At 71.0% G+C, this 25,020-nt stretch carries 26 protein-coding genes and 1 pseudogene; 11 read left to right on the forward strand and 16 right to left on the reverse strand.

Going from position 1 to position 25,020, the window contains the following annotated elements:
- Nucleotides 1–2: 2 nt before the first annotated feature.
- Both LGI35_RS39940 and LGI35_RS39945 read right to left on the reverse strand, forming a co-directional pair.
- Complete coding sequence (locus LGI35_RS39940; RefSeq protein WP_376223700.1) at nucleotides 3–974, reverse strand: carbohydrate ABC transporter permease; 972 nt, start codon at nucleotides 972–974, stop codon at nucleotides 3–5.
- A gap of 18 nt (nucleotides 975–992) precedes the next feature.
- Nucleotides 993–2,282: an ABC transporter substrate-binding protein gene (locus LGI35_RS39945; RefSeq protein WP_227299315.1), complete on the reverse strand. Its 1,290-nt coding sequence runs from the start codon at nucleotides 2,280–2,282 to the stop codon at nucleotides 993–995.
- A gap of 256 nt (nucleotides 2,283–2,538) precedes the next feature.
- Here LGI35_RS39945 and LGI35_RS39950 point away from each other — a divergent pair, with 256 nt between their 5' ends.
- Entirely contained in the window at nucleotides 2,539–3,609 is a 1,071-nt protein-coding gene (locus LGI35_RS39950) for a LacI family DNA-binding transcriptional regulator (RefSeq protein WP_227299316.1), read from the forward strand.
- A 64-nt stretch (nucleotides 3,610–3,673) separates the two neighbouring features.
- Here the strand turns inward: LGI35_RS39950 and LGI35_RS39955 are convergent, their stop codons facing one another.
- Both LGI35_RS39955 and LGI35_RS39960 read right to left on the reverse strand, forming a co-directional pair.
- Entirely contained in the window at nucleotides 3,674–4,054 is a 381-nt protein-coding gene (locus tag LGI35_RS39955; protein WP_451024347.1) for a luciferase domain-containing protein, read from the reverse strand.
- Between the two features lie 191 nt (nucleotides 4,055–4,245).
- Nucleotides 4,246–5,060: pseudogene (locus LGI35_RS39960) on the reverse strand (phosphotransferase).
- A 58-nt stretch (nucleotides 5,061–5,118) separates the two neighbouring features.
- Here LGI35_RS39960 and LGI35_RS39965 point away from each other — a divergent pair.
- Nucleotides 5,119–5,655 carry an HAD domain-containing protein gene (locus LGI35_RS39965; protein ID WP_227299318.1) on the forward strand — a complete coding sequence of 179 codons (537 nt, stop codon included), beginning with the start codon at nucleotides 5,119–5,121 and terminating at the stop codon, nucleotides 5,653–5,655.
- A gap of 28 nt (nucleotides 5,656–5,683) precedes the next feature.
- On the opposite strand, the gene LGI35_RS39970 is transcribed toward LGI35_RS39965, so the two are convergent.
- Entirely contained in the window at nucleotides 5,684–6,589 is a 906-nt protein-coding gene (locus LGI35_RS39970; protein ID WP_227299319.1) for an aminoglycoside phosphotransferase family protein, read from the reverse strand.
- 106 nt (nucleotides 6,590–6,695) lie between these two features.
- The gene (locus LGI35_RS39975) at nucleotides 6,696–7,625 is read right to left on the reverse strand and encodes a helix-turn-helix domain-containing protein (protein ID WP_423835760.1); all 930 of its coding nucleotides are present in this window, start codon (nucleotides 7,623–7,625) and stop codon (nucleotides 6,696–6,698) included.
- A gap of 95 nt (nucleotides 7,626–7,720) precedes the next feature.
- On the opposite strand from LGI35_RS39975, the gene LGI35_RS39980 reads away from it, so the two are divergent.
- The 3 genes from LGI35_RS39980 (at nucleotide 7,721) to LGI35_RS39990 (ending at nucleotide 10,560) form a co-directional block, all read left to right on the forward strand.
- On the forward strand, nucleotides 7,721–9,232 hold the full coding sequence (locus LGI35_RS39980; RefSeq protein ID WP_227299320.1) for an alpha/beta hydrolase: 1,512 nt from the start codon (nucleotides 7,721–7,723) through the stop codon (nucleotides 9,230–9,232).
- 54 nt (nucleotides 9,233–9,286) lie between these two features.
- A complete protein-coding gene (locus LGI35_RS39985) occupies nucleotides 9,287–10,156 on the forward strand; it encodes an IS5 family transposase (protein WP_227292466.1) in 870 nt (289 codons plus the stop codon).
- Between the two features lie 74 nt (nucleotides 10,157–10,230).
- Nucleotides 10,231–10,560: a hypothetical protein gene (locus LGI35_RS39990; RefSeq protein WP_227292464.1), complete on the forward strand. Its 330-nt coding sequence runs from the start codon at nucleotides 10,231–10,233 to the stop codon at nucleotides 10,558–10,560.
- Between the two features lie 8 nt (nucleotides 10,561–10,568).
- Here LGI35_RS39990 and LGI35_RS39995 read toward each other — a convergent pair whose 3' ends face one another.
- Nucleotides 10,569–11,003 carry a MarR family winged helix-turn-helix transcriptional regulator gene (locus LGI35_RS39995; RefSeq protein WP_227300717.1) on the reverse strand — a complete coding sequence of 145 codons (435 nt, stop codon included), beginning with the start codon at nucleotides 11,001–11,003 and terminating at the stop codon, nucleotides 10,569–10,571.
- Between the two features lie 54 nt (nucleotides 11,004–11,057).
- Between LGI35_RS39995 and LGI35_RS40000 the strand changes: the two genes are divergently transcribed.
- Nucleotides 11,058–11,741, forward strand: a complete 684-nt coding sequence (locus tag LGI35_RS40000; RefSeq protein ID WP_227299321.1) for a TIGR03086 family metal-binding protein — start codon at nucleotides 11,058–11,060, stop codon at nucleotides 11,739–11,741.
- Here LGI35_RS40000 and LGI35_RS40005 read toward each other — a convergent pair.
- From LGI35_RS40005 to LGI35_RS40025, 5 genes are read right to left on the reverse strand one after another with little or no spacing between them, the layout of a single operon-like run.
- Nucleotides 11,704–12,360, reverse strand: a complete 657-nt coding sequence (locus LGI35_RS40005) for an ABC transporter permease (protein WP_227299322.1) — start codon at nucleotides 12,358–12,360, stop codon at nucleotides 11,704–11,706. The genes LGI35_RS40000 and LGI35_RS40005 overlap by 38 nt on opposite strands.
- Nucleotides 12,360–13,094: an ABC transporter permease gene (locus LGI35_RS40010; RefSeq protein ID WP_227299323.1), complete on the reverse strand. Its 735-nt coding sequence runs from the start codon at nucleotides 13,092–13,094 to the stop codon at nucleotides 12,360–12,362. Before LGI35_RS40010 ends, LGI35_RS40005 begins: the two co-directional genes overlap by 1 nt.
- A complete protein-coding gene (locus tag LGI35_RS40015; protein ID WP_227299324.1) occupies nucleotides 13,091–14,044 on the reverse strand; it encodes an ABC transporter ATP-binding protein in 954 nt (317 codons plus the stop codon). The genes LGI35_RS40010 and LGI35_RS40015 overlap by 4 nt, the downstream gene beginning before the upstream one ends.
- A 17-nt stretch (nucleotides 14,045–14,061) precedes the next feature.
- On the reverse strand, nucleotides 14,062–14,958 hold the full coding sequence (locus LGI35_RS40020) for an ABC transporter substrate-binding protein (RefSeq protein WP_227299325.1): 897 nt from the start codon (nucleotides 14,956–14,958) through the stop codon (nucleotides 14,062–14,064).
- Nucleotides 14,959–14,960: 2 nt separating this feature from the next.
- Nucleotides 14,961–17,003, reverse strand: a complete 2,043-nt coding sequence (locus LGI35_RS40025) for a CocE/NonD family hydrolase (protein WP_227299326.1) — start codon at nucleotides 17,001–17,003, stop codon at nucleotides 14,961–14,963.
- 148 nt (nucleotides 17,004–17,151) lie between these two features.
- Between LGI35_RS40025 and LGI35_RS40030 the strand changes: the two genes are divergently transcribed.
- From LGI35_RS40030 to LGI35_RS40040, 3 genes are all read left to right on the forward strand, one after another.
- On the forward strand, nucleotides 17,152–17,979 hold the full coding sequence (locus LGI35_RS40030; protein ID WP_227299327.1) for an N-formylglutamate amidohydrolase: 828 nt from the start codon (nucleotides 17,152–17,154) through the stop codon (nucleotides 17,977–17,979).
- Nucleotides 17,980–18,135: 156 nt separating this feature from the next.
- Complete coding sequence (locus LGI35_RS40035; protein ID WP_227299328.1) at nucleotides 18,136–19,119, forward strand: alpha/beta fold hydrolase; 984 nt, start codon at nucleotides 18,136–18,138, stop codon at nucleotides 19,117–19,119.
- A gap of 138 nt (nucleotides 19,120–19,257) precedes the next feature.
- Nucleotides 19,258–19,905, forward strand: coding sequence for a dihydrofolate reductase family protein (locus tag LGI35_RS40040; RefSeq protein ID WP_227299329.1), 648 nt, complete (start codon nucleotides 19,258–19,260; stop codon nucleotides 19,903–19,905).
- An 18-nt stretch (nucleotides 19,906–19,923) separates the two neighbouring features.
- Here the strand turns inward: LGI35_RS40040 and LGI35_RS40045 are convergent, their stop codons facing one another.
- A complete protein-coding gene (locus LGI35_RS40045; protein ID WP_227299330.1) occupies nucleotides 19,924–20,991 on the reverse strand; it encodes a class I SAM-dependent methyltransferase in 1,068 nt (355 codons plus the stop codon).
- A gap of 251 nt (nucleotides 20,992–21,242) precedes the next feature.
- Between LGI35_RS40045 and LGI35_RS40050 the strand changes: the two genes are divergently transcribed.
- Complete coding sequence (locus LGI35_RS40050) at nucleotides 21,243–22,064, forward strand: VOC family protein (protein ID WP_227299331.1); 822 nt, start codon at nucleotides 21,243–21,245, stop codon at nucleotides 22,062–22,064.
- A gap of 9 nt (nucleotides 22,065–22,073) precedes the next feature.
- On the opposite strand, the gene LGI35_RS40055 is transcribed toward LGI35_RS40050, so the two are convergent.
- A complete protein-coding gene (locus LGI35_RS40055; RefSeq protein WP_227299332.1) occupies nucleotides 22,074–22,841 on the reverse strand; it encodes a sulfite exporter TauE/SafE family protein in 768 nt (255 codons plus the stop codon).
- 160 nt (nucleotides 22,842–23,001) lie between these two features.
- On the opposite strand from LGI35_RS40055, the gene LGI35_RS40060 reads away from it, so the two are divergent.
- Nucleotides 23,002–23,733 carry a class I SAM-dependent methyltransferase gene (locus tag LGI35_RS40060; protein WP_227299333.1) on the forward strand — a complete coding sequence of 244 codons (732 nt, stop codon included), beginning with the start codon at nucleotides 23,002–23,004 and terminating at the stop codon, nucleotides 23,731–23,733.
- Nucleotides 23,734–23,745: 12 nt separating this feature from the next.
- Here LGI35_RS40060 and LGI35_RS40065 read toward each other — a convergent pair whose 3' ends face one another.
- Together LGI35_RS40065 and LGI35_RS40070 are read right to left on the reverse strand one after the other, a co-directional pair.
- Nucleotides 23,746–24,552 (reverse strand): alpha/beta fold hydrolase, encoded by an 807-nt coding sequence (locus tag LGI35_RS40065; protein ID WP_227299334.1) that lies wholly within the window; start codon nucleotides 24,550–24,552, stop codon nucleotides 23,746–23,748.
- Nucleotides 24,553–24,666: 114 nt separating this feature from the next.
- A complete protein-coding gene (locus LGI35_RS40070; RefSeq protein ID WP_227299335.1) occupies nucleotides 24,667–24,858 on the reverse strand; it encodes a hypothetical protein in 192 nt (63 codons plus the stop codon).
- Between the last annotated feature and the right edge of the window lie 162 nt (nucleotides 24,859–25,020).

Consider the following 25,020-nt stretch of genomic DNA (forward strand, 5'->3'; position numbering starts at 1 on the left):
GCTCACGCGTCCTCCTTCCGGTCGGCGCGGAGCACGAGCAGCATGAGCGCGACGGTGACGACGAAGACGACGACGGAGATCGCCGACGCGTAGCCGACGCGGCCGGTCAGGCCCGTGCCGGTGCGCTGCACGAGCATCACGAGTGTGGTGTCCTCGCCCGCGGGACCACCGTTCGGACCCGCCATCAGGTAGACCTCGGAGAACACCTTGAAGGCGGCGACCGAGGAGAGCGCGGCGACCAGGACCATGGTGGAGCGCACGGCGGGCACGGTGACGGTGAAGAAGCGGCGCACCGCGCCCGCACCGTCCACCGAGGCGGCCTCGTGCAGCTCGCGCGGCACGTTGGCCAGCGCCGCCAGATAAATGATCATGTAGTAGCCGAGGCCCTTCCAGACCGTGACGGCCATGGCGCTCAGCAGGAGCAGCCACTGGTCGCTGAGGAAGCCGACCCTGCCGATGCCCACGGCTTCGAGCAGTGAGTTCACCAGGCCGCGCTCGTCCAGCATCCACACCCAGATGAGGCCGACCACGACGATGGACGCGACCACCGGCGTGTAGAAGGCCGACCGGAAGAAGGTGATGCCCGGGATGTTCTTCTGGACGAGGAGGGCGAGCAGCAGCGGAAGGAGTACGAGGGCGGGGACGACCCCGACCATGTACAGCACGCTGTTGCGCAGCCCCGTCCAGAACATGTCGTCGTGCAGCAGCTCCCGGAAGTTGGCCAGGCCCACGAACTCGCCGGGGATCAGGGTCCGCCGGTCGGTGAAGGAGTTGACCACGGTGGAGACGAACGGATAAAGGATGAAGACGGCGACGACCAGCAGCCCGGGGGCGGCGAACAGCCAGGGGCTGGTGGGCAGATGGCGCCTGACGCGGGAGGCGGGCCGCTCGCCCGAGGTCTTCGCGGGTCGCGTCACCTCTGTGTTCGCCGAGGTCTCGGCGGCGGTCCTCACGGTCGGAAGGGGACTCGTCATGATGTACGGCTCCGGAGCTCAGCCCTGCTGCTGGAGCAGCCGGTCGCAGGCCTTGACAGCGTTGTCAAGAGCGGTCTTGGGACTCTCCTTGCCCTGGAGGGCCTTGGCGACGGAGTTCCGCAGCTCGGTCTTCATCTGCTCGCTGAACAGGACCGGCGTGTAGTTGACCGCGGACTTCAGGGAGTCGGCCGCGGCGATCCGCACCCGCGTCTCGTCCGAGCCGTCCTGCTTCGTGAAGTACGGGTCGTCCAGAGAGCCGGCGGTGCTCGGGAAGATGGCGACCTTCTTGGCGAACTCCATCTGGTGCTGCGCGTCGGTGACGTAGTGCGCGAAGGCCACGGCCGCGGGCTTCTGCTTGGTGCGCGAGTTCACCATCACGCCCATCACGTACATGTTCACCTTGCCGGTGCTGGTGATCTGGTCCGTGATCCCGATGTTCTTGTAGAGGCTCGGCGCGTCCTTCTTGAACTTCGACAGGTCGAGCGCGCTGCCCGGGTTCATTGCCACGGCCCCGGTCAGGAACTTCTTGCCGGTCGACTCGGGCGTCGCGGTCAGGGCCTGCGGGTCGAGCGCCTTCGCGTCGTACAACTCCTTGTACTTCGTGAGGAGTTCGACACCCTTGGCGTCGTTGAACGCGAAGCCGGTGCCTTCCTTGTTCATGAGCGGGGCGCCGTAGCGGCCGAAGTCCTCGATGGTGGGGACGTTGGCGAGCGTGGCCACCTTGCCCTTGCTCTTCTTCGCGAGCCGGAGCGCGTCGTCGAACAGCGCGTCGTACGTCTTCGGGGGCTTGGAGGCGTCGAGTCCGGCCTTCTTGAACAGGCCCTTGTTGTAGAACAGCGGCCCGGTGTTGAGGTACCAGGGGAAGGCGTACGTGCCGTCCGTGCCCGGTATCTGGTGGCTCGCCCAGGCGCCCGGCAGGTACTCCTTCTTGTACTTGGGCGCCGCCTTGTCGAGGTCGAGCGCGAGACCGGCCTTGGCGAGCGGGGCCACGAGGTCGGGGGAGACGTTGACGACGTCGGGCAGCGTGCCGCCGGCGGCGTCCGCGCTGATCTTGTCGGCGTAGCCCTCGCCGGGCTGGTCGATCCACTTCACATGGGTGCCGGGGTACTTCTTCTCGAAGTCCTTGACCAGGCCGTCGAAGTACGGCTTGAAGTTGGCCCTGAGATTCCACGTCTGGAACGTGATGTTGCCTTGGATCTTGCCCGAGGCGTCCGTCGAGCCGCTGTCGTCACCCCCGGAGCCGCACGCGCTCAGCGGCAGGACGACAGCGATGGCGGCGGCGGCTAGTGCTCTGCGAGAGATGGGCACGGTGACACGGCTCCTTTGCGGCGGCGTCGAATGTTGCCGTGCAGACCCTGCATTGCGATCACGGAAAAAGTCAATGCATTCTCGGAAACTTTTGTGAGACGCATCAAATAGTGGCAGGTCAGAGCGGTGGAGTAGACCTTTTGTGGCTCTGGACTAATGCGCTTTAGGGTCTTGAACTCAAGCGCATTAGTGACCGAGTCGCATGCGCTACGCTGGGCGCGGAACCCACCGGGGTTCCACGGGGAAAGGGGCAGCTGTGCCAGCCAAGCGGTCTCCCGCGCGCCGACCGACCATGAAGGACATCGCGCTCAGGGCGGGTGTCTCGGAGAGCGCCGTGTCCTTCGCGCTCAACGACCGGCCAGGGGTCTCCGAGGTCACCCGCGACCGGGTGCGGCGGGTCGCCGAACAGCTCGGCTGGCGGCCCAGCACGGCGGCCCGCGCCCTGTCCGGCGAAGGAGCGGCGACGGTCGGTCTGGTCGTGGCCCGCCCGGCGGACACGCTGGGCGTGGACTCGTTCTTCCTCCAGCTCATCTCGGGCATCCAGGAGGTCCTGGCGGAGCGTCACCTCGGCCTGCTGTTCCAGGTGGTGGAGGACGTCGAGGCGGAGTGTGCCGTCTACCGGCGCTGGTGGGCCGAACACCGGGTGGACGGCGTGCTCGTCGTCGATCCCCGCACCGCCGACCCGCGCCCCGCCCTCCTCGACGAACTCGGGCTGCCCGCCGTGGTGATCGGCGGAGTCCCCGACGCGGAGCACCCCGGCATGTCGACGGTGTGGGCGGACGACGCCGGCGCGATGGCGTCGGTCGTCGACGAGCTGTACGCGCTCGGGCACCGCCGCATCGTCCACATCGCCGGCCTGCCGGGCCTCGCGCACACAGAGCGGCGCATCCGCACCCTGCGCGCCGAGGCGCAGCGGCGCGGACTGACCGAGGTGCGCTCCGTGACCACGGACTACTCGGACGCCGAGGGCGCCGCGGTCACGCGCCGCGTCATGGAGGGCGACACACCTCCGACCGCGCTCGTCTACGACAACGACGTGATGGCCGTCGCCGGAGTCGCCGCCGCCGGTGAGCTGGGGTTCTCGGTCCCCGGCGACGTTTCCGTGGTGGCCTGGGAGGACTCGCCGCTGTGCCGCATGGTCAAGCCCTGGCTGTCGGCACTCTCCCGCGACACGGTCCAGTTCGGCCGCACCGCGGCCCAGGAACTGACGGCGCTCCTGGACGGCGGCCCGGCGCGGACGGTGCAGGTGCCGCTGCCGGGCCTGATCGAGCGCGACAGCACAGGGGCGGCGCGGGGCGCCGAGACCGGGGCGAGCGGGGGCAACTGACGCGCGGTCCATGCAGTTGCCGAGACCCCGTCACGGCATCCCGCTCACGCACCCGGCGCTCCCGTCAGTGGCCGTGCGGCAGCATCCGGCCGACGGCCTTCCACGCGTCGTGCACCCGGCCGTGATGAGCGGACGCCGCCACCGGCCCGGCCGCACGCGGCGAAGGCATCGCCCGTGGCTCCCAGTCGCAGGGCGGAGCCGTGCGGGGGGTGCGCGGTCCGCCGTACTCCTCCTCGGGCCCCCTGACCGCGTCGTGTTCCTTGAGCGCCACGCTGATGAGTGTCAGCAGGAGCGCCACGTCGTCGTCGCAGTCGAGCAGCACGGTGATCCACGAGGCACCGGGACGCACCCGGATCGCGGTGCTGTCGCGCAACTGCGGAAGGAGGCGTTCGACCGCCGTCCGGGTGAGGTACAGATCTGCCGCATCGTTGGCATGGAAATGCACGATGTCGCACCCCGCTGTCCCGAAGGAGCGCCCTACGGCGCACCGGGGAGAGCCACTTACCAGGTTCGGCCACGACTCCAGCTGGGTCATGGCGCGATGGGCCGCGGTCATGTGGACATGGTTGCGCACTCTTCACCCCGTCAACCAGCCCTATTCACCGCCTGCTTGATGAATCGGCGGTTTCGGGAACCTCACAAGGGAGGAAGGGGACGGACCGACCCGGTGTCGAGGCCTTCGAGCAGCGCCGCCCTGAACGTCTCGCGCCGGGCGGCGAGCCACGCCTGGATCCGGTCCCAGCGTTCCCAGCCGCCGAGGTCGCGATGCGCCTGAACGTAGACAGGGTTTCCCTCGGCCACGCGCCGGGCGACGAACGCCCGGCACACCTCGGCGGCCTGCTCGACGACCTCGGGCAGTTCGGCGCGCTCCCGCGGCGAGAGCCCGTAACCGTCCGCGAGGAGGCGCAGCCGGGCGGGGGCGTCGGACGCGTGGGAGATGCCGGGTTCCGCGTACAGCGGGGCAGCAGACTCGGGGTCCCGCATGGGAACCCAGTATCCGGCGGTCAGTGCGACATCCCAGACCGGGCGCCCCGGGGCCGCCTGGTCGAAGTCGATCAGGGCCACGGCGCGGCCGTCCCGGAACACGACGTTCTCCAGGCACACGTCGTTGTGGCACAGCATCGTTCCGCCCTCGGGATCGGCCAGCTCCCCGGCCCAGCCGGCGGACACGTCCACACAGACGCCCGCACTCGCCTCGTGCAGGCGCCTCAGCAGGCCCCCGACCGACCGGGGATGAACCTCAATTGCTCCCGCCCGTCGGCACGGACGCCGACCGGCACCGGAGCCGCGTCGAATCCGCGACGCCTCAGCGCCTGAAGGTACGCGTGGAGTGCCCGGACGTTCGGCGGCGCCGGCCGCTCGACCACCTCGCCCCGCCGGACCACCGCGCCCGCGTTCATCATGCCGCCCGGCAGTTCGTGGCTGTCCGCAGGATCGGTGTCCCCAGTCATGCCCGTCACACTAGCGGCGCGGGCGGGGGCCTGGTCCCCGAGTCGATACTGTGCCGAAGTGACCGGATACGCGCACCTTCCGCTGCTCTTCCTCGACATCGACGGGCCGCTGATTCCGTTCGGTGGCCCGCCGGACTGCTACCCGACGTATCCGCTGCGCCGGCCCGGAAGCCCCGACCTGCTGGGCGCGGACCTGAACCCCCTGCTGGCCAGGATCAACCCCGAGTACGGGCCCCGGCTCGCGGCGCTCCCGTGCGAGCTCGTCTGGGCGACGACCTGGATGGAGGACGCGAACGACTGCGTCGCCCCGCTGCTCGGACTGCCGCCGTTGCCGGTCGTGGACTGGCCGGATCCGCCGGTACGGGAGGAATGGCACGGCGCCCGCGGACTCCACTGGAAGACCCGCGCGCTGGTCGGCCAGGCGAAAGGCCGCCCCTTCGCCTGGGTCGACGACGAGATCACCGACATCGACCGCGCCTGGGTCCTCGCGCATCACGCGGAACGTGCCCTGCTGCATCGCGTGGACCCTCGACAGGGCCTCACCGAAGCGGACTTCGCCGTCCTGGACGACTGGCTGCGCGCGGCTGTGAACTGACCCGGGGCGGTGCCGGCAGGACGAATCGTCAGACCGCCGCCGACGTCGTGCCGTCGGTGAGGAGCTCCGCGATCACATGGCGGGCGATGGAGGCCATCACCGGGTTGCTCTCCCGGTAGTGCCGGAGCTCCAGGAGGGCGACCGACAGGGCCCAGCCGCGGCCCCGTGCCCAGGCGTCGTCGTCCGCGCCCGAGCAGGTCCGGAAGACCTCGCGCGCACCGGCGGGCAGCAGGTACCAGGCCGCGATGAGGTCGACCGCCGGGTCGCCCAGGCCGAGGCACCCGAAGTCGATGACGGCACTGAGTCGTCCGTCCGCGACGAGCACGTTCCCGGGCTGCAGATCCGCGTGGATCCACACGGCGGGCCCGGCCCACCCGTGCGCCCGCAGGGCCGACTCCCAGACGGCGGTCGCCCCGTCCCCGTGCAGCTCCGCCCGCAGCTCATGGATCGCCGAACGCGTCACCTCGTCGCGCTGTGCCAGCGGCTCGCTGCGGTAGGAAGCGGGTCCGCCGGTGGCGTCGACGCGCCGGAGCACGCTGACGAACTCCGCCAAGTCCTTTGCCAGCAGAGTCGGTTCAGGATGACGTCCGGGGACGGGGTTGGCGCCGTCGAGCCAGCCGTAGACGGACCACGGCCACGGGTAGCCCTCGCCGGGATTTCCCTTGCCCAGAGGCGTGGGGACGGCCACGGGGAGCTCTCCGGCGAGCAGCGGCAGCCACCGGTGCTCCTTCTCCACGTCCTGCGCGGAACCTGCCAGCCGGGGGAGTCGTACGGCCATGTCCTCGCCGAGGCGGTACATGGCGTTGGACGTACCCGCCGAGACGACCTCGGTGAGCGGCAGACCGGCCCATTGCGGGAACTGCGTGTCGACGAGCCGGCGCACCAACGAGGTGTCGATGTCCGCCTCTTCGGGCCGCACCTTACGAGCACACATGGAAGCCTTTCGCGTAGAACCGCACAGCGCGTCTGCCGATGCGCCAAGATACGGACACCGAGGCCGCCGGCCCAGCGATTAACGGGCGGCGGCCGCCCGTTCGGACTCACGCGGCCCGACGCCCGACCTGGGCGTCGAGCGCGGCGCAGAGCCAGTCGTGGGCGGCCCCCGGCGTCGGCCGCGAAGGACCGGTCAGCTCGGCGACGAGCTGCCAGTAGTGGTCGATCCGCGGATCCGCGGCCAGCACCCCGCTGAGCGCGCGGCGGAACGCGGGGGTGTCACGTACGCCCCGTGAGGTGGCGTAGGCGGAGACGAAGCAGTCCAGCGCCTCGCCCTCACGGGGTGACCGCTGGTCGCACAGGTGCGGTGACGCCAGTGCGTAGGCCTCGCTGAGCCCTTCGTAGAGCACCCCGGGGCGGAACCCGTCCTCTCTGCGATGTGCCGCCGGCTGGCCGCGGTCTCCGCCCTCGCAGGAACGCGAGGTGAAGGCGTGCAGCCGGGCGAAGGTCAGGACGTGGGCCGGAGTCGGGTCCGCCGGAGGCTGCGGGACGGCCTGGTCGAGGACGGCGGACACGACCCGGGCGGGCATCCGGGCCGGCAGCCACCGGCGCCAGAAGCGGGCCGGTGCGGCCGTGCTGGGCGGGGCGGACATCGCGCCGACGAGCAGCAGCCGCTCGGCGCGCTCGGTGGGCGTGCAGTCCTGGAGCAGCTGAAGCGCGGCCTCCCGCCAGCGCAGCGCGGCCAGTTGGGAACCGATGTCCCGCAACTGTCCCGCGACGACGTCCTCAAGGGCGTCGTCCAGCCCGTCCCCCTCGCCCAGGACGCGGCGCACGTCCGGCACCGGCAGGTCGAGGGCGCGCAGGGAGCGGATGACGCGGAGCCGGTCGAGCGCCTCGGGCCCGTACCGGCGATGGCCACCCGTGCTGCGGGGGCCTTCGGGCAGCAGACCGCGGTCCGAGTAGAAACGGACCGTTTTGACGGTGACGCCCGCGCGCTCGGCGAGCTCACCGATGGACCACATGCTGTCGGCGGGCACGGCTTGAACCTCCCTCAAGGGGAGTTCCTACGGTACCGGCGAGCGCGGACGGCCGGTGGGACGGTCCGTGGACAACGGCGTGGAAGGAGACGGACATGACGGCATTCATTCTGGTGGCGGGGGCCCACACCGGCGGCTGGGTATGGCGGGAAGTGGCCGCCGGGCTGCGGGACGCGGGGGCGCGGGCGTACGAAGTGACTCTCAGCGGCATGGACGGCGGCGGTGGTGCGGCGGGACCGGGCGTGGACCTGGAGACGCACATCGAGGAGCTGGTCCGGCTGATCGACCGGGTCGAGGAGCAGGACGTGGTTCTCGTCGGCCACTGCTACGGCATCCACCCGGTGCGCGGTGCCGCGGACCGGCGCGCCGAGCGGATCTCCAGGATCGTCAACGTGGATGTCGGCATCCCCGAGGACGGCGACCCGGCCCTCAAGCTGGTGCCCGACCAGACGAACCGCGAGCGCGTGCTGAGCCTGGCCCAGGAGGACAGCGCCGGGACGCTGCCCGCGCCGGCGGTGGAGGAGTGGCAGCGCTGGGGCAGCGTCGCCGGCCTTCCGGCCGAAGTGCTGGCGCGGCTGACCGAACAGGCCGTTCCCCAGCCTCTGCCCACGCTCACCCAGCCGCTGCGGTTGTCGGGCGCGGTCGCCGAACTGCCGACGACCGGCGTCCTGTGCACGGCCAACGGGTCGAGCATCGCCGTGGTCGAGGCCATGGTGGGCTTGGGTGATCCCGCGTTCCGGAGGCTCGCCGACCCGGGCGTCACCTTCTTCGAACTCGACACCGGGCACTGGCCGATGCTCTCCGCACCGCGCGAGCTGGTGGACGTCCTGTTCCGCGCCGTCGCAGGGAAGGGGCACCGGGTGGCCGCCGTGCGCGAGCAGCCCACGCACCTCCGGCCGTTCCTCATGGACATCGAGGAGCGGCCTCGGGAACGGACCGGCCGCGTCGACCTGCATCTGCCCGACGCCGACGGTCCACGGCCGGCCGTGGTGTTCGTCCACGGCGGACCGGTACCGGCCGGTGCCCGTCCGACACCGCGCGACTGGCCCGCCTTCGTGGGCTACGCGCAGTACGCGGCGAGCCTGGGCGCCGTCGGCGTGACCGTGGACCACCGGCTCCACGAGCTGACCGCGTACGCGCGGGCCGCCGACGACATCGCCGAGGCGATCGAGCTCGTGCGGGCCGATCCACGTGTGGACGGCGACCGCGTCGGGCTGTGGTTCCTCTCCGCCGGCGGACTCCTCGCGGCCGACTGGCTCGCGGCGCCGCCGTCCTGGCTGCGGTGCGTGGCGGCTTCGTACCCGATTCTCGCGCCGCTGCCGGGCTGGGGGCTCGCCGACAGCCGGTTCCGCCCGGTGGCGGCGGTTCGTGGTGCGGGGCGGCTGCCGATCGTGCTGACGCGGGTGGGGCTCGAGCGCCCTGAGATCGCGGTGACGGTCGAGGAGTTCGTGTCAGCGGCAGCGGACTGCGGTGCCGCGCTCGAGGTGATCGACGTGCCGCTCGGCCACCACGGCTTCGAGACGATCGACCCCACCGACGCGTCGCGCGACGCGGTGCGGCGGGCGATGCGCTCGGTGCTCGGGCACTTGGGGGCGGGGACCGACTAGGGAATGTTTTAGAACTGGCTTCGTGGCCACGCCTCGTGCCGTGATGATCTCGGTGTGGGGCGTGGGGATCTCTCAGATGGCCAGTGGACAGTGCTGGAGCCGCTGTTGCCGGTCGCGGTGGTCGGCAGACCCTCAGTCTGTCGGCGGAAGCTGATCGACGGAATCCGCTGGCGGGTGCGAACCGGTGCTCCCTGGCGGGATCTGCCTGTGGAGTACGGGCCGTGGCAGACGGTCTATGGGCTCTTTCGTCGCTGGCAGCGAGATGGTGTGTGGTCGGCGGTGCTGACCGGTTTGCAGGCTCGTGCCGATGCGGCCGGGCTGATCACGTGGGAAGTGAACGTCGACTCCACGATCTGCCGGGCTCATCAGCATGCGGCTGGTGCCCGCAAGGACGGGCAGGCCCAGAAGGAGCCGCCGGGCGGGATCCGGACCGAGCCCGACGACCACGGCTTGGGCCGGTCCCGGGGCGGCTGGACCACCAAGATTCATCTGGCCTGTGAACAGGGCCAACGGCCGTTATCGCTTGTGGTCACCGCCGGGCAGGCGGGCGACAGCCCGCAATTCGTGGCTGTCCTGGAAGCAATCCGGATACCCCGGCTGGGGCTCGGGCGTCCCCGCAGACGGCCGCTGCGGGTGCGGGGCGACAAGGCCTATTCCTCGCGCACCAATCGTGCCTACCTCCGCAGGCGCGGGATCCGCTGCACCATCCCGGAACCGGCCGACCAGGCCGGCCACCGCAAGCGCCGTGGGGCAAGTGGCGGGCGCCCACCGGCCTTCGATCGCGAGGATTACAAGGCCCGGCACGCGGTCGAGTGCGGCATTAACCGGCTCAAGCGCAATCGGGCGGTGGCCATGCGGTTCGACAAGCTCGCCGTCCGCTTTGAAGCCACCGTCCACATCGCCGCAATCAACGAATGGCTGTGACCTGGCGACGGTGTCGGCCCAGCATGCCATGCTGACGGCGGTCACAGCTCTGCGTGTTGAAGGGGACAGGTCCGATGGGGGCTCGGTACTACTGCGCCGACAGCGAGAACGGCGACCACATCGACGACCCGTCCGAGGACGCGGTGTTCATGCTGATCGACGACCTCAACGACGCGGACAACACCTTCGTCGTCATCCAGCCCGACGAAGACGACCCGGCTTGGTTCGCCTCAGTCGCCGTCCTGGACGAGGGCGGTTATGAGGTCGTCCGCCGTGACACCACCCGCCGCGAGCACGAGGTCACCACCGACACCAGTATCGACAGGATCTCGAACGACCTCACCATCTGGATGGCCGCCCGCAACCTCGCCGGACAGCCGACCAAGCAGATCAGCGACTTCTAAAACACGGCCTAGGGCGTGTCCGCGTCCGGGGTGAGGGTGTGGACCGCGTCGAGGAAGACCTGACGCTCGGCGGCGGGGAGCCGGGCCAGGAGGCGGTCCTCGTGCGCGTGGATGCCGGCCTGCGCGGACCTGCGCAGGCGGCGGCCGTCGTCGGTGATGGAGAGGAGCCGGACCCGGCGGTCGTCCGGGTCCGGGGTGCGGGAGATCAGCCCGGACTCCTGCAGCGTGTCCAGCGTCGAGATGATCCGGGTCTTGTCGGCGCCGATCGCCGTCGCGAGCGCGCCCTGGGTGCGGACCGGGCCGTCGTCCAGGGCGCTGAGGACGACGTATCCCCACATCGAGATCCCGTGCGACGCGAGCACCGGCAGCTCGGCGGCGATGAGGGATCGCACCAGGGGCTGCAGCATCGCGGCGAGGTCGCGCCGTCCGCCGTTCTTGGCCATCACGCGCCGATGATAGACGTTGACATGTGATAGGCACGGGCAGATGATAAGCGCATGCCTACGAATAAGGATCTGGTCGCGCTCGACGCGGAAGCGGTGCGGGCGAGCGTCGACATGGTGGCGCGGGCGACGGCCGGGGACCTGGCCGGGCCGACGCCGTGCGCCGGGTGGACGCTGCGTGATCTGCTCGGCCACATGACCGCGCAGCACCATGGATTCGCCGCGGCCTCACGCGGCGAGGGGGACATCGCGGTGTGGCGGCCGCGTCCTCTCGGGGACGACCCCGTCGGGGCGTACCGCGAGGCCGCCCAGCACGTCCTGGAGGCCTTCGCCGTCGACGGGGTGACGGAGCGGGCGTTCCCCCTCCCGGAGATCCGTGACGGCGGACCCCTCCCGGGCGCACAGGCCGTCGGCTTCCACTTCATCGACTACGTCGTGCACTCCTGGGACGTGGCGCGGACGCTGGGCCACACGGTGACGTTCGACCCCGAACTCCTCGACGTGGCACTGGCCGTGGCGCGGGCGGTGCCCGGAGGGGAGGCGCGCCGCGGCCCCGGTGCGGCCTTCGCGCCGGCGGTCACGGCCGACGGCGGGTCCCGGCTGGACGAGATCGTCGCGATCCTCGGCCGCTCACCGGCATGGCGGCCGGTGCCTGCCCAGGGTCTCTCGTGCGCAGTGCTCGGCGACAGCGGTGTGCCGGTCACCCACTCCGTCCCGCGAGGACCCCGCGCGGGGTGAGCCGGTTGCGGAGCGCTCCGAACAGGGCGTCCGCGGCCAGCGCCAGGATCGCCACCCACAGAGCGGCGGCGATCACCCCCGACAGGCCGTACGACACCTGGTTCAGGATGATGTCGCCGAGTCCGCCGCCGCCGGCGACCGCGGCCAGGGTCGCGCTGGAGATGACGTACACCGCCGCGATCCTGATGCCGGTGAAGAGCACCGGCAGGGCCAGGGGCAGTTCGATGCGGGTGAGGATCTGCCACTCCGTCAGGCCCATGCCGCGTCCGGCACGTACCAGATCCGGGTCCACCTGCTCGACCGAGAGGTACGCGTGGGTGAGCACCGGCGGGACCGCCATCACCACCAGTGCCGTCAGTACATTGACGAAGCCGATGCCGAGCAGCCCGAGGAAGATCGCGATGAGCGCCAGCGACGGCAGCGCACGGCCGATGTTGGAGATGCTGACGGTGAGGAAGGAACCCTTGCCGCGGTGGCCGAGCCACACACCGAGCGGGAGGGCGAGGACGAGGGCCACCGCGACGGCGGCGGCCGACAGCTTCAGATGGTCCGCCGTGCGGTCGGCCAGAAGCCCGAAGTGGTCGGCCATGAACGAGAAACTGGCGAAGAAGGTGTGCATCAGACGGTCCTCCGCGTCCGGGCCCACGGCGTGAGCAGCCGTCCCACCAGCACGATCAGTCCGTCCGCCGCCAGCGCGAGCGCGACGGCCAGCAGCCCGGCCCCGATGAACTGGGTGTTGAAAGGCGACTGAAGGCCCTGGATGATCGGTGAGCCGAGCCCCTGGTCGATGATGAACGCGGCGACCTCCACCACACTGATCGTGGTCACCGTCGCCACGCGCAGCCCGCTGATCACCGCGGGCAGGGCCAGCGGGAGTTCGATGCGCCAGAGGATCTCGCGCCGCGTGAGCCCCATGCCCTCGCCCGCCCGGCGCACCTCCTCCGGCACCTCACCGAGGCCTGTCAGCGACGACTTGAACAGCACCATCAGTGTGTACGACACCAGCGCGATCTCCGCGGTGAGGACGGAGAGGCCGAACACCGGGACGAGCAGCGTGAACAGGGCCATCGGCGGGATCGTGTAGAGGAACGAGGTCAGACCACCGAGCGGCTTCACCAGCCGGCGCCGGAAGTGCGCGAGCAGCGCCAGCGGAAACGCGATGAGGAAGCCGACACCGACCGCGATCACCGTGAGCCGCACATGCTGGACGAGCGCGGGCCCGAACATGCTGGAGAAGTTGGCGGTGAACCAGTCGACGCAGAACAGGCCGTTGTCGCGCACGCAGGAACTGACCGTTCCGAAGTCGGGGATCACCGGCTGCGGGCCGGCCGCCGCGAGCAGGGCGGAACTCACGCCGCCTCCCTGATGAGATCCACGGTCACGCTGCCGACGGTCTTCCCCGACTCGTCGGCGACCGGCAGCCGCTCGGCGCCTCCCGCGAGCAGCGCCGACAGAGCGGTCCGCAGGGTGTCGCCGGTGCGGAGAGACGCCTCGTCGTCGCCGGTCGCCGGGTCGAGCTTCAGCTCGCCGAGGCTGCGCAGCGTCAGCGCCTTGAGGCCCCGGTCCGTGCCGACGAAACGCGCCACGTAGTCGTCGGCGGGCTCGCGCAGGATGCGTTCGGGGGAGTCGTACTGGAGGAGCCTGCCCCCCTTGGCGAGGATCGCGACGCGGTCGCCCATGCGGACGGCCTCGTCGATGTCGTGGCTCACGAACAGCGTGGTCTTGCGGACCTGTTCGTGCAGCCGCAGGAACTCGTCCTGCATGTGCTCGCGCGTCACCGGGTCCAGCGCGCCGAACGGCTCGTCCATCAGCATGATCGGCGGGTCCGCGGCCAACGCCCGTGCGATGCCGACGCGTTGGCGCTGGCCGCCGGACAGCTGGGCGGGATACCGGTCCGCGTACTCGTTGTGGGGGAGTCCGACCAGTTCGAGGAGCTCGCGGACGCGGTCGGCGGTCCGTGACCGCTTCCAGCCGAGGACCTGCGGGACCGTCGCGATGTTCTCCTCGATCGTCATGTGGGGGAAGAGCCCCGCCTGTTGGATGACGTAGCCGATGGAGCGGCGCAGTTCGATGACGTCCTGGTCGCGGATGCTGCGCCCGTCGATGCGGATGTCGCCGGACGTCAGTTCGGTGAGCCGGTTGACGAGGGTGAGTGCGGTCGTCTTGCCGCAGCCGGACGCCCCGAGCAGGACGCAGATCTCCCCGGCCGGGACGGTCAGGGACAGTGCGTCCACGGCGGGTTCGGCGGAGCCCGCGTAGGTCTTGGTGGCCGCGTCGAAGACGATGTCGGCAGCGCTCTGCATGATCGTGGGCTCCTCGGTCACTTCAGGTCGTTGGCGCGCAGGAATCGGTCGGCGACCTTCGCCGGGCTCAGCCGCATCATGGCGGCGGCCTCGTTCAGCGCCTGCATGGCCTTCTCGGTGAGCAGCGCGTTCACCGCGTCGAGGGGTTCGGTGAGCCGGCTGCCGTACCGCTCGACGAGCGAGCGCCGCACCACCGGTGACACGTTCTGGAAGCCGAAGATCGCCTGGTCGTCCTCCAGGACGGTGAAGTCGTAACGCCGCAGCTGCGGGTCGGTGGTGAAGACGTCGGCGGCATCCACGTCACCGTTCTTGAGCGCCGGGTACTGCAGGCCGATGTTGAGCGGCCTGACCTTCATGGCGGAGAGCCGGTACGCCTTGACGATGGCGTCGTAGCCGAGCGGGCCCGTGATGTTGTCGGGGTACTCGGCGTACGAGATCCGCCCCATCCGGCGCAGATCGCCGACGGTCCGCAGCCCGTGCTTGCGGGCGTCGGAGCTGCGCACGGCGACGGCGTTGCGGTTCTGGAACGGAGTGGGTCTCAGCAGGGTGAGACCGCGCCCCTCCTCGAACCTCTTCGCCGCCTCGTATGTCCCGTGCGCCGTGACCGGCATCCTCTTCGGCAGGGCGAACGTCTGGAGGATGACGCCCGTGTACTCGGGATAGAGGTCGATCTGGCCGCTGCGCAGCGCTCGGTCGATGATGTCGGCGCTGCCGATGTTCGACTTGAGGACGACCTGGAAGCCACGGGCCGTGAGGATCTGCGCGTACAGCTCGCCCATCACCCACGACTCGGTGAACTGCTTCGAGCCGACGGTGATCACGGGGCCGGTGCCCGCGACGGAGCCGGCCGCCGTGCTCACCCCGGCGGCGGCCGCGACGGCGAGGGAGCCGGTGAGCAGGGTGCGGCGGCGCATGCTCACACTCCCCGGCGAGGTATCACGGCATCGGTGGTGCGGTGGTACACGCGGTCGTCCCCCTCGTGGGCGGTGATGGTGTTGGTGACGGTGAACGCCTCGGCGTCGGCGCTCATGTGACTGACCGTCATGACCTTCCAGGTCCAGTCACCGCGCCCGCCCTCCTCCGTGCGTTCGCACTCGACGAGCGCGGAGTGCGGATCGCCTTCGGTGAGCGTGAAGCGGTCGACACTGTCGGTGCGCCGCCAGGCCCCGTCCGCGAGGTCGGTGAACTCGCCGTCGTCGACGCGGAGGGTGACGACGGTCGTGCCGCTCACCGGATCGTGCTCGATGCGGCGCCCGGTGACCCCGGGGGACTGGCGCAGCGGCGCGGGCAGGTCCGGCAGGGGCTCTCCGTACGGGCGCAGCTTCGTGTCGTCGGCGCTCGCCGGTCGTACGGGCAGGTGCAGCGCGGCGGACGGCGCCGGGTGGAGCATGACCGTGACGGGCCGCGGCGAGGGCCAGGCCAGGGGCCAGTACGAGGCCGAGACCGCGACGCGGATGCGGTGACCGGGTGCGAAGGAGTGCGCGGTCGCCACCAGCGGCACGGTCACGTCGTAGGCCCGCCCCGGCTCGAGAGCCTGCGGCTCCTCGTGGCCGTCGCGATGGGTGAGGTTGAGCAGGCCGCGGGTGACGAGACGTGAACTGCCGTCGGGTGCGACGTCGTTGAGACGTACGGCGAGCTGCGCGTCCGGGCGGTCGGCGCTGACGCGAAGGGTCACGGTCGGCACGCCGAGGATCTCGGCGTCCTCGTCGAGGGGCGCGGTCGTGAAGGTGTGCGAGAGACCGTCGTCACCGCCCTGCGGCCCGAACTGACCTGCCGCGTCGCCGAATTGGAGCCAGCTGCCCCCCGCGGTGCCGATGGTCCGAGTGCTGTCGAGGTGCACGGCACGCTCGCGCAGCGGATCGCTCGCGGCGGCCGTCCCCGCCGACTCGCCGCCCAGGGCGTACGCGCGCCGCTCGATCCGGGGCGACGGCCAGTTCTGCTCGGCGACCCAGCGTCCCGGCCGCACCTCGCGGTCGCCGCCGGGCGCCGCCCACTCGGGCATCCACACCCGCAGCGCCGGATCGTCCAGGGCGCCGCTGTCCCGCCCGCGCAGAAACTGGTCGAACCAGCGCACGACCTCGGCGTGGAAGTCGATGGCGGGGCCGGGCTCGGCCTGGTGCGGATAGGTGTGGGCCCACGGCCCCACCAGCCCCCGCACCGGCACGTCGAGCCCTTCGAGCAGACGCAGTACGGCCCCGCAGTACGGGTCGTACCAGCCGCCGACGGCGAGCACCGGCGCCTGGATCGCGCCGAAGTCCTCGCACACGGACCCGTGCTTCCAGTACGCGTCGCGCGCCTGGTGGCGCAGCCACTCCTCCACGTACACGGGGGTGTCCGCCATCCGCCGCAGCCACTGCTCGCGCCAGCCGTCGCCGACGACGGCCGGATCGGCGGGGCGGGCGTTGTAGGCCAACATGGTCGACGCCCACGGCAGCATCTCGGAGGCGATCAGCGAGCCGCCGGTGTAGTGGACGTCGTCCGCGTACCGGTCGTCCGTCGAGCAGACCGTGACGACCGCCTTGAGCGCGGCCGGGCGCAGCGCGGCGATCTGGAGGCCGTTGAAACCGCCCCAGGACTTGCCGATCATGCCGACGTTCCCGTCGCACCACGGCTGCCGCGCCAGCCAGTCGATCACCTCGACGCCGTCGGCCAGTTCCTGCTGCGCGTACTCGTCGAGCATCAGCCCGTCCGAGTCGCCGCTGCCGCGCAGGTCGACGCGGACCGCGGCGTAGCCGGCCTCGGCGAAGCGGGCGTGGAGGCTGTTGTCGCGGGCCGCGGTCGCGTCGTTCTTGCGGTACGGGATGTACTCGAGGACCGCGGGGGCGGGGCCGCTGCCGGCGGCGGGCAGCCACACGCGGGCGGCGAGACGTGTGCCGTCCGCCAGGGGGATCCAGAGGTGGCGCAGCAGAGTCGACGGTGCGTCGGGCAAGGTGAAGAACTCCTCGCGAACGAAGGTCACATGCGTAGGTCCGGGCAGGACGGCAGGGCCCCGCCCGCCACTACTCAACGGCCGTTCAGTAGTGGATGAGTGGGCACCCTACCCGCGGCCTCCCCGCGCCGTAACCCCGTGTTTCACCAGTTGGGATCGGGCGGGGGAGAGTGGGGGCATGGACACCACGGACAGTTCCGTACAGGACACCCGGCCGTCGTACAGGCTGATTCCGGGGAGCGCGGCCTCGCCCGTCCTCCTCCACGTGCCGCACGGCTCGCGTGTCGTGCCGCCGCACGTGCGGAAGGGCATCGTGCTCGACGACGCCTCCCTGGAACGGGAGTTGGACCTGATCACGGACGCTCGCACGCAGGACGTCGCCGAACTCGCCGCACGCGACGCGGCGGTGACGCCCTGGCGGTTCGTCAATGAGCTGTCCCGCCTCGTCGTGGACCCCGAACGCTTTCCCGACGAGCGCGAGGAAATGAGCGCGGTGGGCATGGGCGCGGTGTACACCCGCACCACCCACCGCCGGCTCCTCAGGCCCGAACCTCCCGCCGACGGGACCGAGCTCCTCGGCACCTACTTCCACCCCTACGCCGCCGCGATGGCGGACGCCGTCGAGGACCGCCTCGCCGCCGCCGGGCGCGTGGTGATCGTCGATGTGCACTCGTACCCGAGCCGGGCCCTGCCCTACGAACTCCACGGCGCAGGTCCGCGCCCGCCCGTGTGCCTGGGCACCGACCCTTTCCACACCCCCGACGTGTTGCTCGCGCAGGCCCGCGCCGCCTTCGAGGGGCTCGGGAACATCGCCCTCGACACACCGTTCGCCGGGACGTACGTGCCGCTGCGGCACTACGGCATGGACCCGCGGGTCAGCGCCCTCATGATCGAACTCCGGCGGGACGTCTACCTGGACGAACCGGTGACGCCCACGCCGGGCCTGCCGATGGCGGCCGCCGCGCTGGCACAACTGGTGGACATGATCGGCGACGCGGGCGACTGAGCCGAACGCGCCGGAACCGACCGCCCCGCGCGAGCGGATTCTTTGCCGAAGCGGCAACAAGGGTCGGTGCCACGCGGCGGCCCGATGCATGATCGGCGTCAGGCCGCCACCGCCGGTCGCACCCGGCGGGGCCGCACGGTGTCTACAGGAGGTCGCATGTCGCAGCAGGTCGCGGAAGCCACACACCGACTGGTCGACGGGCCCGCGGGCCGGATCCACCTCGTGGAGCAGGGAGCAGGACCGCTGGTCCTGCTCGTGCACGGGTTCCCCGAGACCTCGTACTCGTGGCGCCGCCAGCTGCCGGCGCTCGCTGCGGCCGGATACCGGGCCGTCGCCCTGGACGTCCGCGGCTACGGCCGCTCCTCGAAGCCCGCGGACCCGGCCGCGTACGGAATGCTCGACCTGGTGGACGACAACGTCGCCGTCGTGCATGCCCTGGGCGAGCGGTCCGCGGTGCTCGTCGGGCACGACTGGGGCGCGAACATCTCCGCCCACTCGGCGCTGCTCAGGCCGGACGTCTTCCGCGCGGTCGCGCTGCTGAGTGTCCCCTACACCCCGCCGGGCGGACCGCGGCCCAGCGACGTCTTCGCGGGCATGGGCGGGGACGAGGAGCTCTACGTCTCGTACTTCCAGGAGCCCGGCAGGGCGGAGGCGGAGATCGAGCCGGACGTGCGCGGATGGCTCGCGGGCATCTTCGCCGCGCTGTCGGCCGACACGATGCCCGCGCCCGGCGCACCCGACCCGCACTTCGTCCCCCGGGGCGGAAGGATGCGCGACCGCTTCCCCGTCGGCCGGCTCCCCGCCTGGCTCGACGAGGCCGAACTCGACGTGTACGCGGGGGAGTTCGAACGCACGGGGCTGACCGGAGCGCTCAACCGCTATCGGAACATGGACCGGGACTGGGAGGACCTCGCGGCCCATGGAGGAGCCCCCGTCACCCAGCCGTCCCTGTTCATCGGCGGAGCCCTGGACGCGTCCACCACGTGGCTGTCCGACGCCATCGCCGCCTACCCGACCACTCTGCCGGGCCTGCGCTCGTCGCACCTCCTCGACGGCTGCGGCCACTGGATCCAGCAGGAGCGCGGCGAGGACGTCAACCGCATCCTCATCGAGTGGCTTGCCGGGCTCCCCGACGCCTGAGGGGACCCCTGCCGGGTGCGCGCTGCGGTGACGGGATTCCTGGAAGAAAATCGGGAGGGCTGTCGATCCGTCCCCGCGCCGTTCGACGCAAGGGTGAGAGCGGGAACGGCCCGCTACCGTCACCACGAAGGAGACGTCATGCCGAAGCTTCGCGTACACAACGTCACTGTCTCGCTCGACGGGTTCGCCGCCGGTACCGACCAGCGCATGGACGCGCCCTTCGGCGACGGGATCGACGACAGCCTGCACGACTGGATGTTCGCCGCCATGAAGGACCACGCAGACGGCAAGCAGGGCACCGACGTCGACTTCGTCGCGCGCAGCGAGGACAACATCGGCGCCACGATCATGGGCCGCAACATGTTCGGCCCCTGTCGCGGACCGTGGGAGAACGAGGCGTGGACCGGCTGGTGGGGCGACAATCCGCCGTTCCACCATCCGGTGTTCGTGCACACGCACCACACGCGTCCGTCGGTGTCGATGAAGGGCGGAACGGACTTCCACTTCATCGACGAGCCCGTCGAGACGGTCCTCGCCAGGGCCTACGAGGCGGCGGACGGCAAGGACGTGCGCATCGGCGGGGGCCCGGCCACGATCCAGCAGTACCTGCGCGCCGGCCTCGTCGACGAACTGCACCTGGCCATCGCGCCGATCCTCGTCGGCAAGGGCGAGCGCCTGCTCGACAATCTCGGAGACGGCGTCGACGGCTACGAGGTCGTGGAACTCGTGAGCTCCCCGGCGGTCACGCACGCACGTCTGGTCCGCCGCGCCCAGAGCGGCCGATGACCCGGCAACCGGCGGCGGTCACTTACGGGCCACGTAGTACACGTTGAGGATGTCGCCCTCGACCTGCTCCACGTCGATGTCACCGAACCCGGCGTCGGCGAGCATCTGCAGCGCCCGCTGCCGCCCCCACACCGTGCCGAGCCCCGCGCCGCCCTCGCCCAGCGACACGGTCATGCAGTAGAAGACCGAGAAGGTGTACAGGGTGGGGCCGAGGGGGTGGTCGATGTTCTCCTCGAGATTGCTGGAGGCGGAGATGTCGCCCATGAGGAACACGCCGTCGTCGCGCAGCGCGGCGGCCACCGCGTCCAGGGTGCGCGCCGGGCGGGCCAGGTCGTGGATCACGTCGAACGCCGTGATGAGGTCGTACGTACCGCTGATGTCGGCCGTGTCGACCACGTCGAACCGGACGTTCTCGAGGCCGAGCAGCTCCGCCTCGGCGCGTGCGGCCGCGATGCCCGTCTCGGAGATGTCGATGCCGCGGAACCGGCTGGCGGGGAACGCCTGGGCCAGCAGATTCACCGCATGGCCCTGCCCGGTCCCGATGTCCAGCGCGTCGATCCCGGCGCGCAGCCGCTCCGGCAGGTCCGGCGCCAGCGGAACGATCGCGTCGACCAGGGCGACGTCGTAGACACGCCCCGTCTCCTCGGCCTGGAGCTCCTGGAACCGCGGATACGAGGAGTAGGGGACGCCGCCGCCCTTGCGGAACGCGTCGAGGACCTCGTCCTCGACGATGCCGAGGAGTGCGAGGTCCTGAAGCAGCGAGGCCATGTTCTCCGGCCCCGCTGCCCGGGTGAGAGAGGCGGCGTGCTCGGGCGGGAGCCAGTACGTGCCGTCGGCCGGCCGGTACTCGACGACACCTGCGACGGTCAGGCCGCCGAGCCACTCCCGTACGTACCGCTCGTCGAGATCCGCGGCCTTGGCGATCTGGACGCTGGTCGACGGTGGAAGAGGTGCCATCGTGTCGAAGAGCCCCGTCCGATGGCCGAGGCTGCACAGATAGCCCAGACACGCGTCATTGACCACCTGGGCCATGCGCCCGGCGAACTCTTCTTTCCGCTCGGAATCGACTGCCTGCCCGGTCGTCATCGTGGACTCCTTCCGGCGGGACCGCGGCACCACCCTCCCCGAGATCACGACGCCGACGCGGCACCATTCACAGCGTGCCCGTTCGGGACCTTTTATCCTGATTCTACGCTGGGCGTTCCGAGGCGCCCCCGGGCTTCATGGCCTCTCGCCCGGCGGCTTCCGGCCAGGTGCGTGTCGCCCCACTGGGCGATGGCCGCACGAGGCCGTTCTTGCTGCAATGGGCGCAGGCCGTGATTCAGGGATGGTGCACGATGACCGACAGACTGGCCGCCGAGGCCGGTGACGAGGACGGCCCCCCGAGCGGCGCCGTGCTCGGGGCCCCTTGCTGGGTGAGCCTCGCGGCGCACGACCTGGCCGCCACCAGAGCGTTCTACGAGGCCGTGCTCGGCTGGGAATTCCGCCCGGGTCGCCTCGGCGACCGGTTCACCGTCGCGATGGCGGACGGCAGACCGGTGGCGGGCATCGGCGCGGTGGCGTCCGACCTCGGCGTGGCCACGGCCTGGCTGCCGTACTTCGGCGTCAGCGACCCGGACGACACCGCGAGCCGGGTGCGCGAACGTGGCGGCACCGTAGGCGTGGGCCCGATCCCCTTCCCGCTGGGCCGCGTCGCACTGGCATCCGACAGTAGCGGCGCCGCCTTCGGGGTCTGGTCCGGGCACGTCGAACGGGACTGGAGCGGATGGCACGAGGAGACGAAGGTCAGGCTCCGGCTCGTGACCAGGAACGCCTTCGACGCCGCCATCTTCTACGGCGAGGTCCTGGGCTGGACCCGGCCCGGTGGCTGCGACGTCCGCTACGAGAACGAAGAGGTCATCCTGGTCTGCGGCGGCCTGGCCATGGCGCGGATCACCTCCGGTGCCGTCGAGGCGGCGCCCGATCCCGACGTCCGGCCGCACTGGGAGGTCCAGTTCACCGTGGACGACGTCGCCGAGTGCACCCGCGCGGCGCTCAAGCAGGACGGCACCGTGGCGGGCGAGTGGGAGGACGAGGCCGGACGCTGGGCCTCCGTGCGGGACGCCCAGGGTGCGCAGTTCACGGTGTTCGAACCCGGTGGGGGCGTCTTGGCGGGGTGAGCGATTCGGTCACCGGACCACCAGCTGGACGACGGCGAACGTTCCCACGGTCACGACCAGGGCGCGCAGGACCCCGGGGCTGAGGCGCCGGCCTGCCTTCGCGCCGAGCTGACCACCCACTGCGGAACCGGCCGCGATGAGCAGTACGGCCGTCCAGTCGAAGTCGGCGACGAAGAGGAAGAAGAGAGCGGCGACGGCGTTGACGAGGGCGACCAGGACGTTCTTGACGGCGTTCAGGCGTTGCAGCGGCTCGTCCAGAAGCATGCCCATCAGCGCTACGTAGAGGATTCCCTGCGCGGCGGAGAAGTAGCCGCCGTAGACGCTGGCGAGCGTGAGGGAGGTGAACAGGAGCGGTCCCGCGTCGCCGCGCGGGCGGACGCCGGACCCCGCGCGCCGTCGCCGTACCCGGCCGCTGATCAGCGGCCGGCACGCGACCAGGACGACGGCGAGGCCGACGAGGACCGGCACGATCGTCTCGAACGCCGCCGCCGGAAGGGTGAGCAGAAGCGTGGCGCCCGCGAACCCGCCGAGCACGGCACCGGCGTCCAGTTTCAGGATGCGCCGCCGCTGCCCGCCGAGTTCGGCGCGGTAGCCGATGGCGCCGCTGATGGAGCCCGGGATCAGACCGAGCGCGTTCGACACCGTGGCGGTGACGGGCGGCAGACCGGTCGCGAGCAGCACGGGAAACGTGATCAGCGTCCCGGAGCCCACGGCGGTGTTGATGGCCCCGGCGCCCACCCCGGCGGCACACACGGCGACCATCTCCCACACCGTCACCGCGCCTCGCTCCCCACTGATTCGTCTCGCATGCCGCAGACGCTAGGCCGCGGACAGTTCGGTGTGGGTCGAAGTGTCCGCAACGGCCGAAGCCGGGGGAGCCGAACCATCCCCGAAGGCGTCGCGAAACTAGGATCGCCGGACAGGAAAGGGGAGCCGGATGGACCGGAACATACGCAGTGTCGATGACGTACTCGCGCTCCTGGACGGGCTGTTCGCGCCGGAGGCCGACCGCTGGACCGGCGGCGCGGCCACCTGGTGGGACGGCTTCTACGCGGACCGCACCAGGTCCGTGCCGTTCTTCGCGGACAAGCCCGACGAGAACCTCGTGTCCTACCTCCGGCGCGGGCTGGTCGCCCCGGGCCGCGCACTCGACCTCGGCTGCGGTCCGGGGCGCAACGCTGTCCACCTCGCGTCGCAGGGTTTCGAGGTGGACGCGGTCGACCTGTCACCGGAGGCCATCGCCTGGGCCGAGGAACGGGCGGCGGAAGCGGGCGCCTCCGTCAGCTTCCACTGCGGCGACGCCTTCGCCCTGGCCGACGCCGAACTCGGCGGCCCGTACGACCTGATCTACGACTCCGGCTGCTTCCACCATCTGCCGCCGCACCGCCGGATCAGCTACCTCGACCTCATCGAGCGGACCCTCGCCCCCGGTGGCCACCTCGCCCTCACCTGCTTCGCGTCCGGCGCGATGGGCTCGGAGGTGGCCGACGCCGACCTGTACCGCGGGTCCGGCCTGCACGGCGGACTCGCGTACACGCCCGATTCGCTGCGTTGGATCTTCTCCGACCTGACCGAGGTCGAACAGCGCCGCATGCGCGACGAGGCGCCGGAATCGCGGAGCTTCGGCGAACCCTTCCTCTGGACGGCCCTGTTCCGGCAGAACCCCTGATCCGCCAGGAAGTCAAAGGGGCAGGGAGCCGAGGAAGCGGACCAGCGTGGTGTTGAAGGCCTCCGGCTGTTCCATGTTCGGCAGGTGTCCCGCGTCGTCGACGACCGTGAGGGTCGCGTGCGGGACCAGGCGCTGGATGCCCTGGGCGTCCTCGGGCGGGGTGTACACGTCGTCCGCGCCCACCACGACGAGGGTGGGAACGGTCGTGGCCGCCAACGTCGCACGGTAATCGGCGCGTTCGGCACGCCCGCGCAGCGCCGCCGCGGCCCCCGCCGGGTCGGTGGTCCGCATCATCTCCGTGACGTGCGCGGCGACTTGGGGCATCGCGGTGACGTTGTAGGGGGCCAGCATCTTGTCGATGACCTCGCCCGCGTAACCGTCCATGCCCTCCGCGAGGAGCCGGTCGGCGAGACGGTTGCGGAAGGCCTTGCCCTCGTCGGTCTCGGCCACCGGTGAGGTGTCGGCGAGCACCAGGGCGCGCACGCGCCGCGGGTGGCTGCGCTGGAACTCCATGGTGATCTGGCCGCCCATGGACACACCCCCGACAACCACGCGGTCGAGCTCCAGGTGGTCGAGGAGGGCGGCGATGTCGTCCGCGAAGGCAGGGAACGAGGTGGCACCCGCGACCGTGTCGCTGTCTCCGTAACCGCGCAGGTCAGGAGCGATGAGACGGTATCCGGCGGCGCTGAGCGCGGCGCTCTGGGGGCGCCACATGCTGCGGTTGAAGGGGTGGCCGTGGATCAGGACGACGGGCGTGCCGTCCGCCGGGCCCAGGTCGTCGAAGTGGATCGTGGCACCGTGTGAAGTGATGCGGCTCATGCGGGCACTCTAGGGCCGCGATCATGACCGGCCGGCGGCGGGCGGACATCACTCACCGGCGCGGGGCCGTGACCCCGCGTCGCAGCGTGTGACGGTGTGGGCAGCCGGCCGGCGTCAGTTGTGGCCGAACTTCCGCGGCTGCTTGTGCGAGTGGTGTTCCGAGATCCGGCGTGCGGGCTCCTCGGACGGGTCGGTCGCCTTCGTCATCGGCTCCGGCGTCGCCCGCTTCTCGGCGGTGGAGCTGTGGTCATGGCCGTGGCCGCCCGATCGGGCGCCGCGGTTCTGGCGGCTCTGTTTCTTGCTCATGATCGTTCCTCCTGGCCGGAATGCGCCGGAGTGCCCGACGACAGGCCGGTCACTCCCAGACTTGCACGCTGCCGCAGAGGGTGCATGTCGGGCGGGATCGGGCTCGTGACCTGGGACTCTTGCCTTCCGATCATCCGGTCGTTAAGGTTTTGGGCGTCTCTG

The organism is Streptomyces longhuiensis (assembly GCF_020616555.1).
In the GTDB taxonomy this organism is placed as follows: domain Bacteria; phylum Actinomycetota; class Actinomycetes; order Streptomycetales; family Streptomycetaceae; genus Streptomyces; species Streptomyces longhuiensis.

What these genes read in the sequence shown, in the direction of transcription:
- LGI35_RS40005 (WP_227299322.1), bottom strand. Translation starts at nt 12,360, where the DNA reads ATGCACACCTTCTTCGCCAGTTTCTCGTTCATGGCCGACCACTTCGGG.
- LGI35_RS39970 (WP_227299319.1), bottom strand. Translation starts at nt 6,589, where the DNA reads ATGTGTGCTCGTAAGGTGCGGCCCGAAGAGGCGGACATCGACACCTCG.
- LGI35_RS40060 (WP_227299333.1), top strand. Translation starts at nt 23,002, where the DNA reads ATGGACCGGAACATACGCAGTGTCGATGACGTACTCGCGCTCCTGGAC.
- LGI35_RS39940 (WP_376223700.1), bottom strand. Translation starts at nt 974, where the DNA reads ATGACGAGTCCCCTTCCGACCGTGAGGACCGCCGCCGAGACCTCGGCG.
- LGI35_RS39995 (WP_227300717.1), bottom strand. Translation starts at nt 11,003, where the DNA reads ATGGCCAAGAACGGCGGACGGCGCGACCTCGCCGCGATGCTGCAGCCC.
- LGI35_RS40065 (WP_227299334.1), bottom strand. Translation starts at nt 24,552, where the DNA reads ATGAGCCGCATCACTTCACACGGTGCCACGATCCACTTCGACGACCTG.
- LGI35_RS40000 (WP_227299321.1), top strand. Translation starts at nt 11,058, where the DNA reads ATGCCTACGAATAAGGATCTGGTCGCGCTCGACGCGGAAGCGGTGCGG.
- LGI35_RS40040 (WP_227299329.1), top strand. Translation starts at nt 19,258, where the DNA reads ATGCCGAAGCTTCGCGTACACAACGTCACTGTCTCGCTCGACGGGTTC.
- LGI35_RS40050 (WP_227299331.1), top strand. Translation starts at nt 21,243, where the DNA reads ATGACCGACAGACTGGCCGCCGAGGCCGGTGACGAGGACGGCCCCCCG.
- LGI35_RS39990 (WP_227292464.1), top strand. Translation starts at nt 10,231, where the DNA reads ATGGGGGCTCGGTACTACTGCGCCGACAGCGAGAACGGCGACCACATC.
- LGI35_RS40045 (WP_227299330.1), bottom strand. Translation starts at nt 20,991, where the DNA reads ATGACGACCGGGCAGGCAGTCGATTCCGAGCGGAAAGAAGAGTTCGCC.
- LGI35_RS40030 (WP_227299327.1), top strand. Translation starts at nt 17,152, where the DNA reads ATGGACACCACGGACAGTTCCGTACAGGACACCCGGCCGTCGTACAGG.
- LGI35_RS40070 (WP_227299335.1), bottom strand. Translation starts at nt 24,858, where the DNA reads ATGAGCAAGAAACAGAGCCGCCAGAACCGCGGCGCCCGATCGGGCGGC.
- LGI35_RS40020 (WP_227299325.1), bottom strand. Translation starts at nt 14,958, where the DNA reads ATGCGCCGCCGCACCCTGCTCACCGGCTCCCTCGCCGTCGCGGCCGCC.
- LGI35_RS40035 (WP_227299328.1), top strand. Translation starts at nt 18,136, where the DNA reads ATGTCGCAGCAGGTCGCGGAAGCCACACACCGACTGGTCGACGGGCCC.
- LGI35_RS40015 (WP_227299324.1), bottom strand. Translation starts at nt 14,044, where the DNA reads ATGCAGAGCGCTGCCGACATCGTCTTCGACGCGGCCACCAAGACCTAC.
- LGI35_RS39980 (WP_227299320.1), top strand. Translation starts at nt 7,721, where the DNA reads ATGACGGCATTCATTCTGGTGGCGGGGGCCCACACCGGCGGCTGGGTA.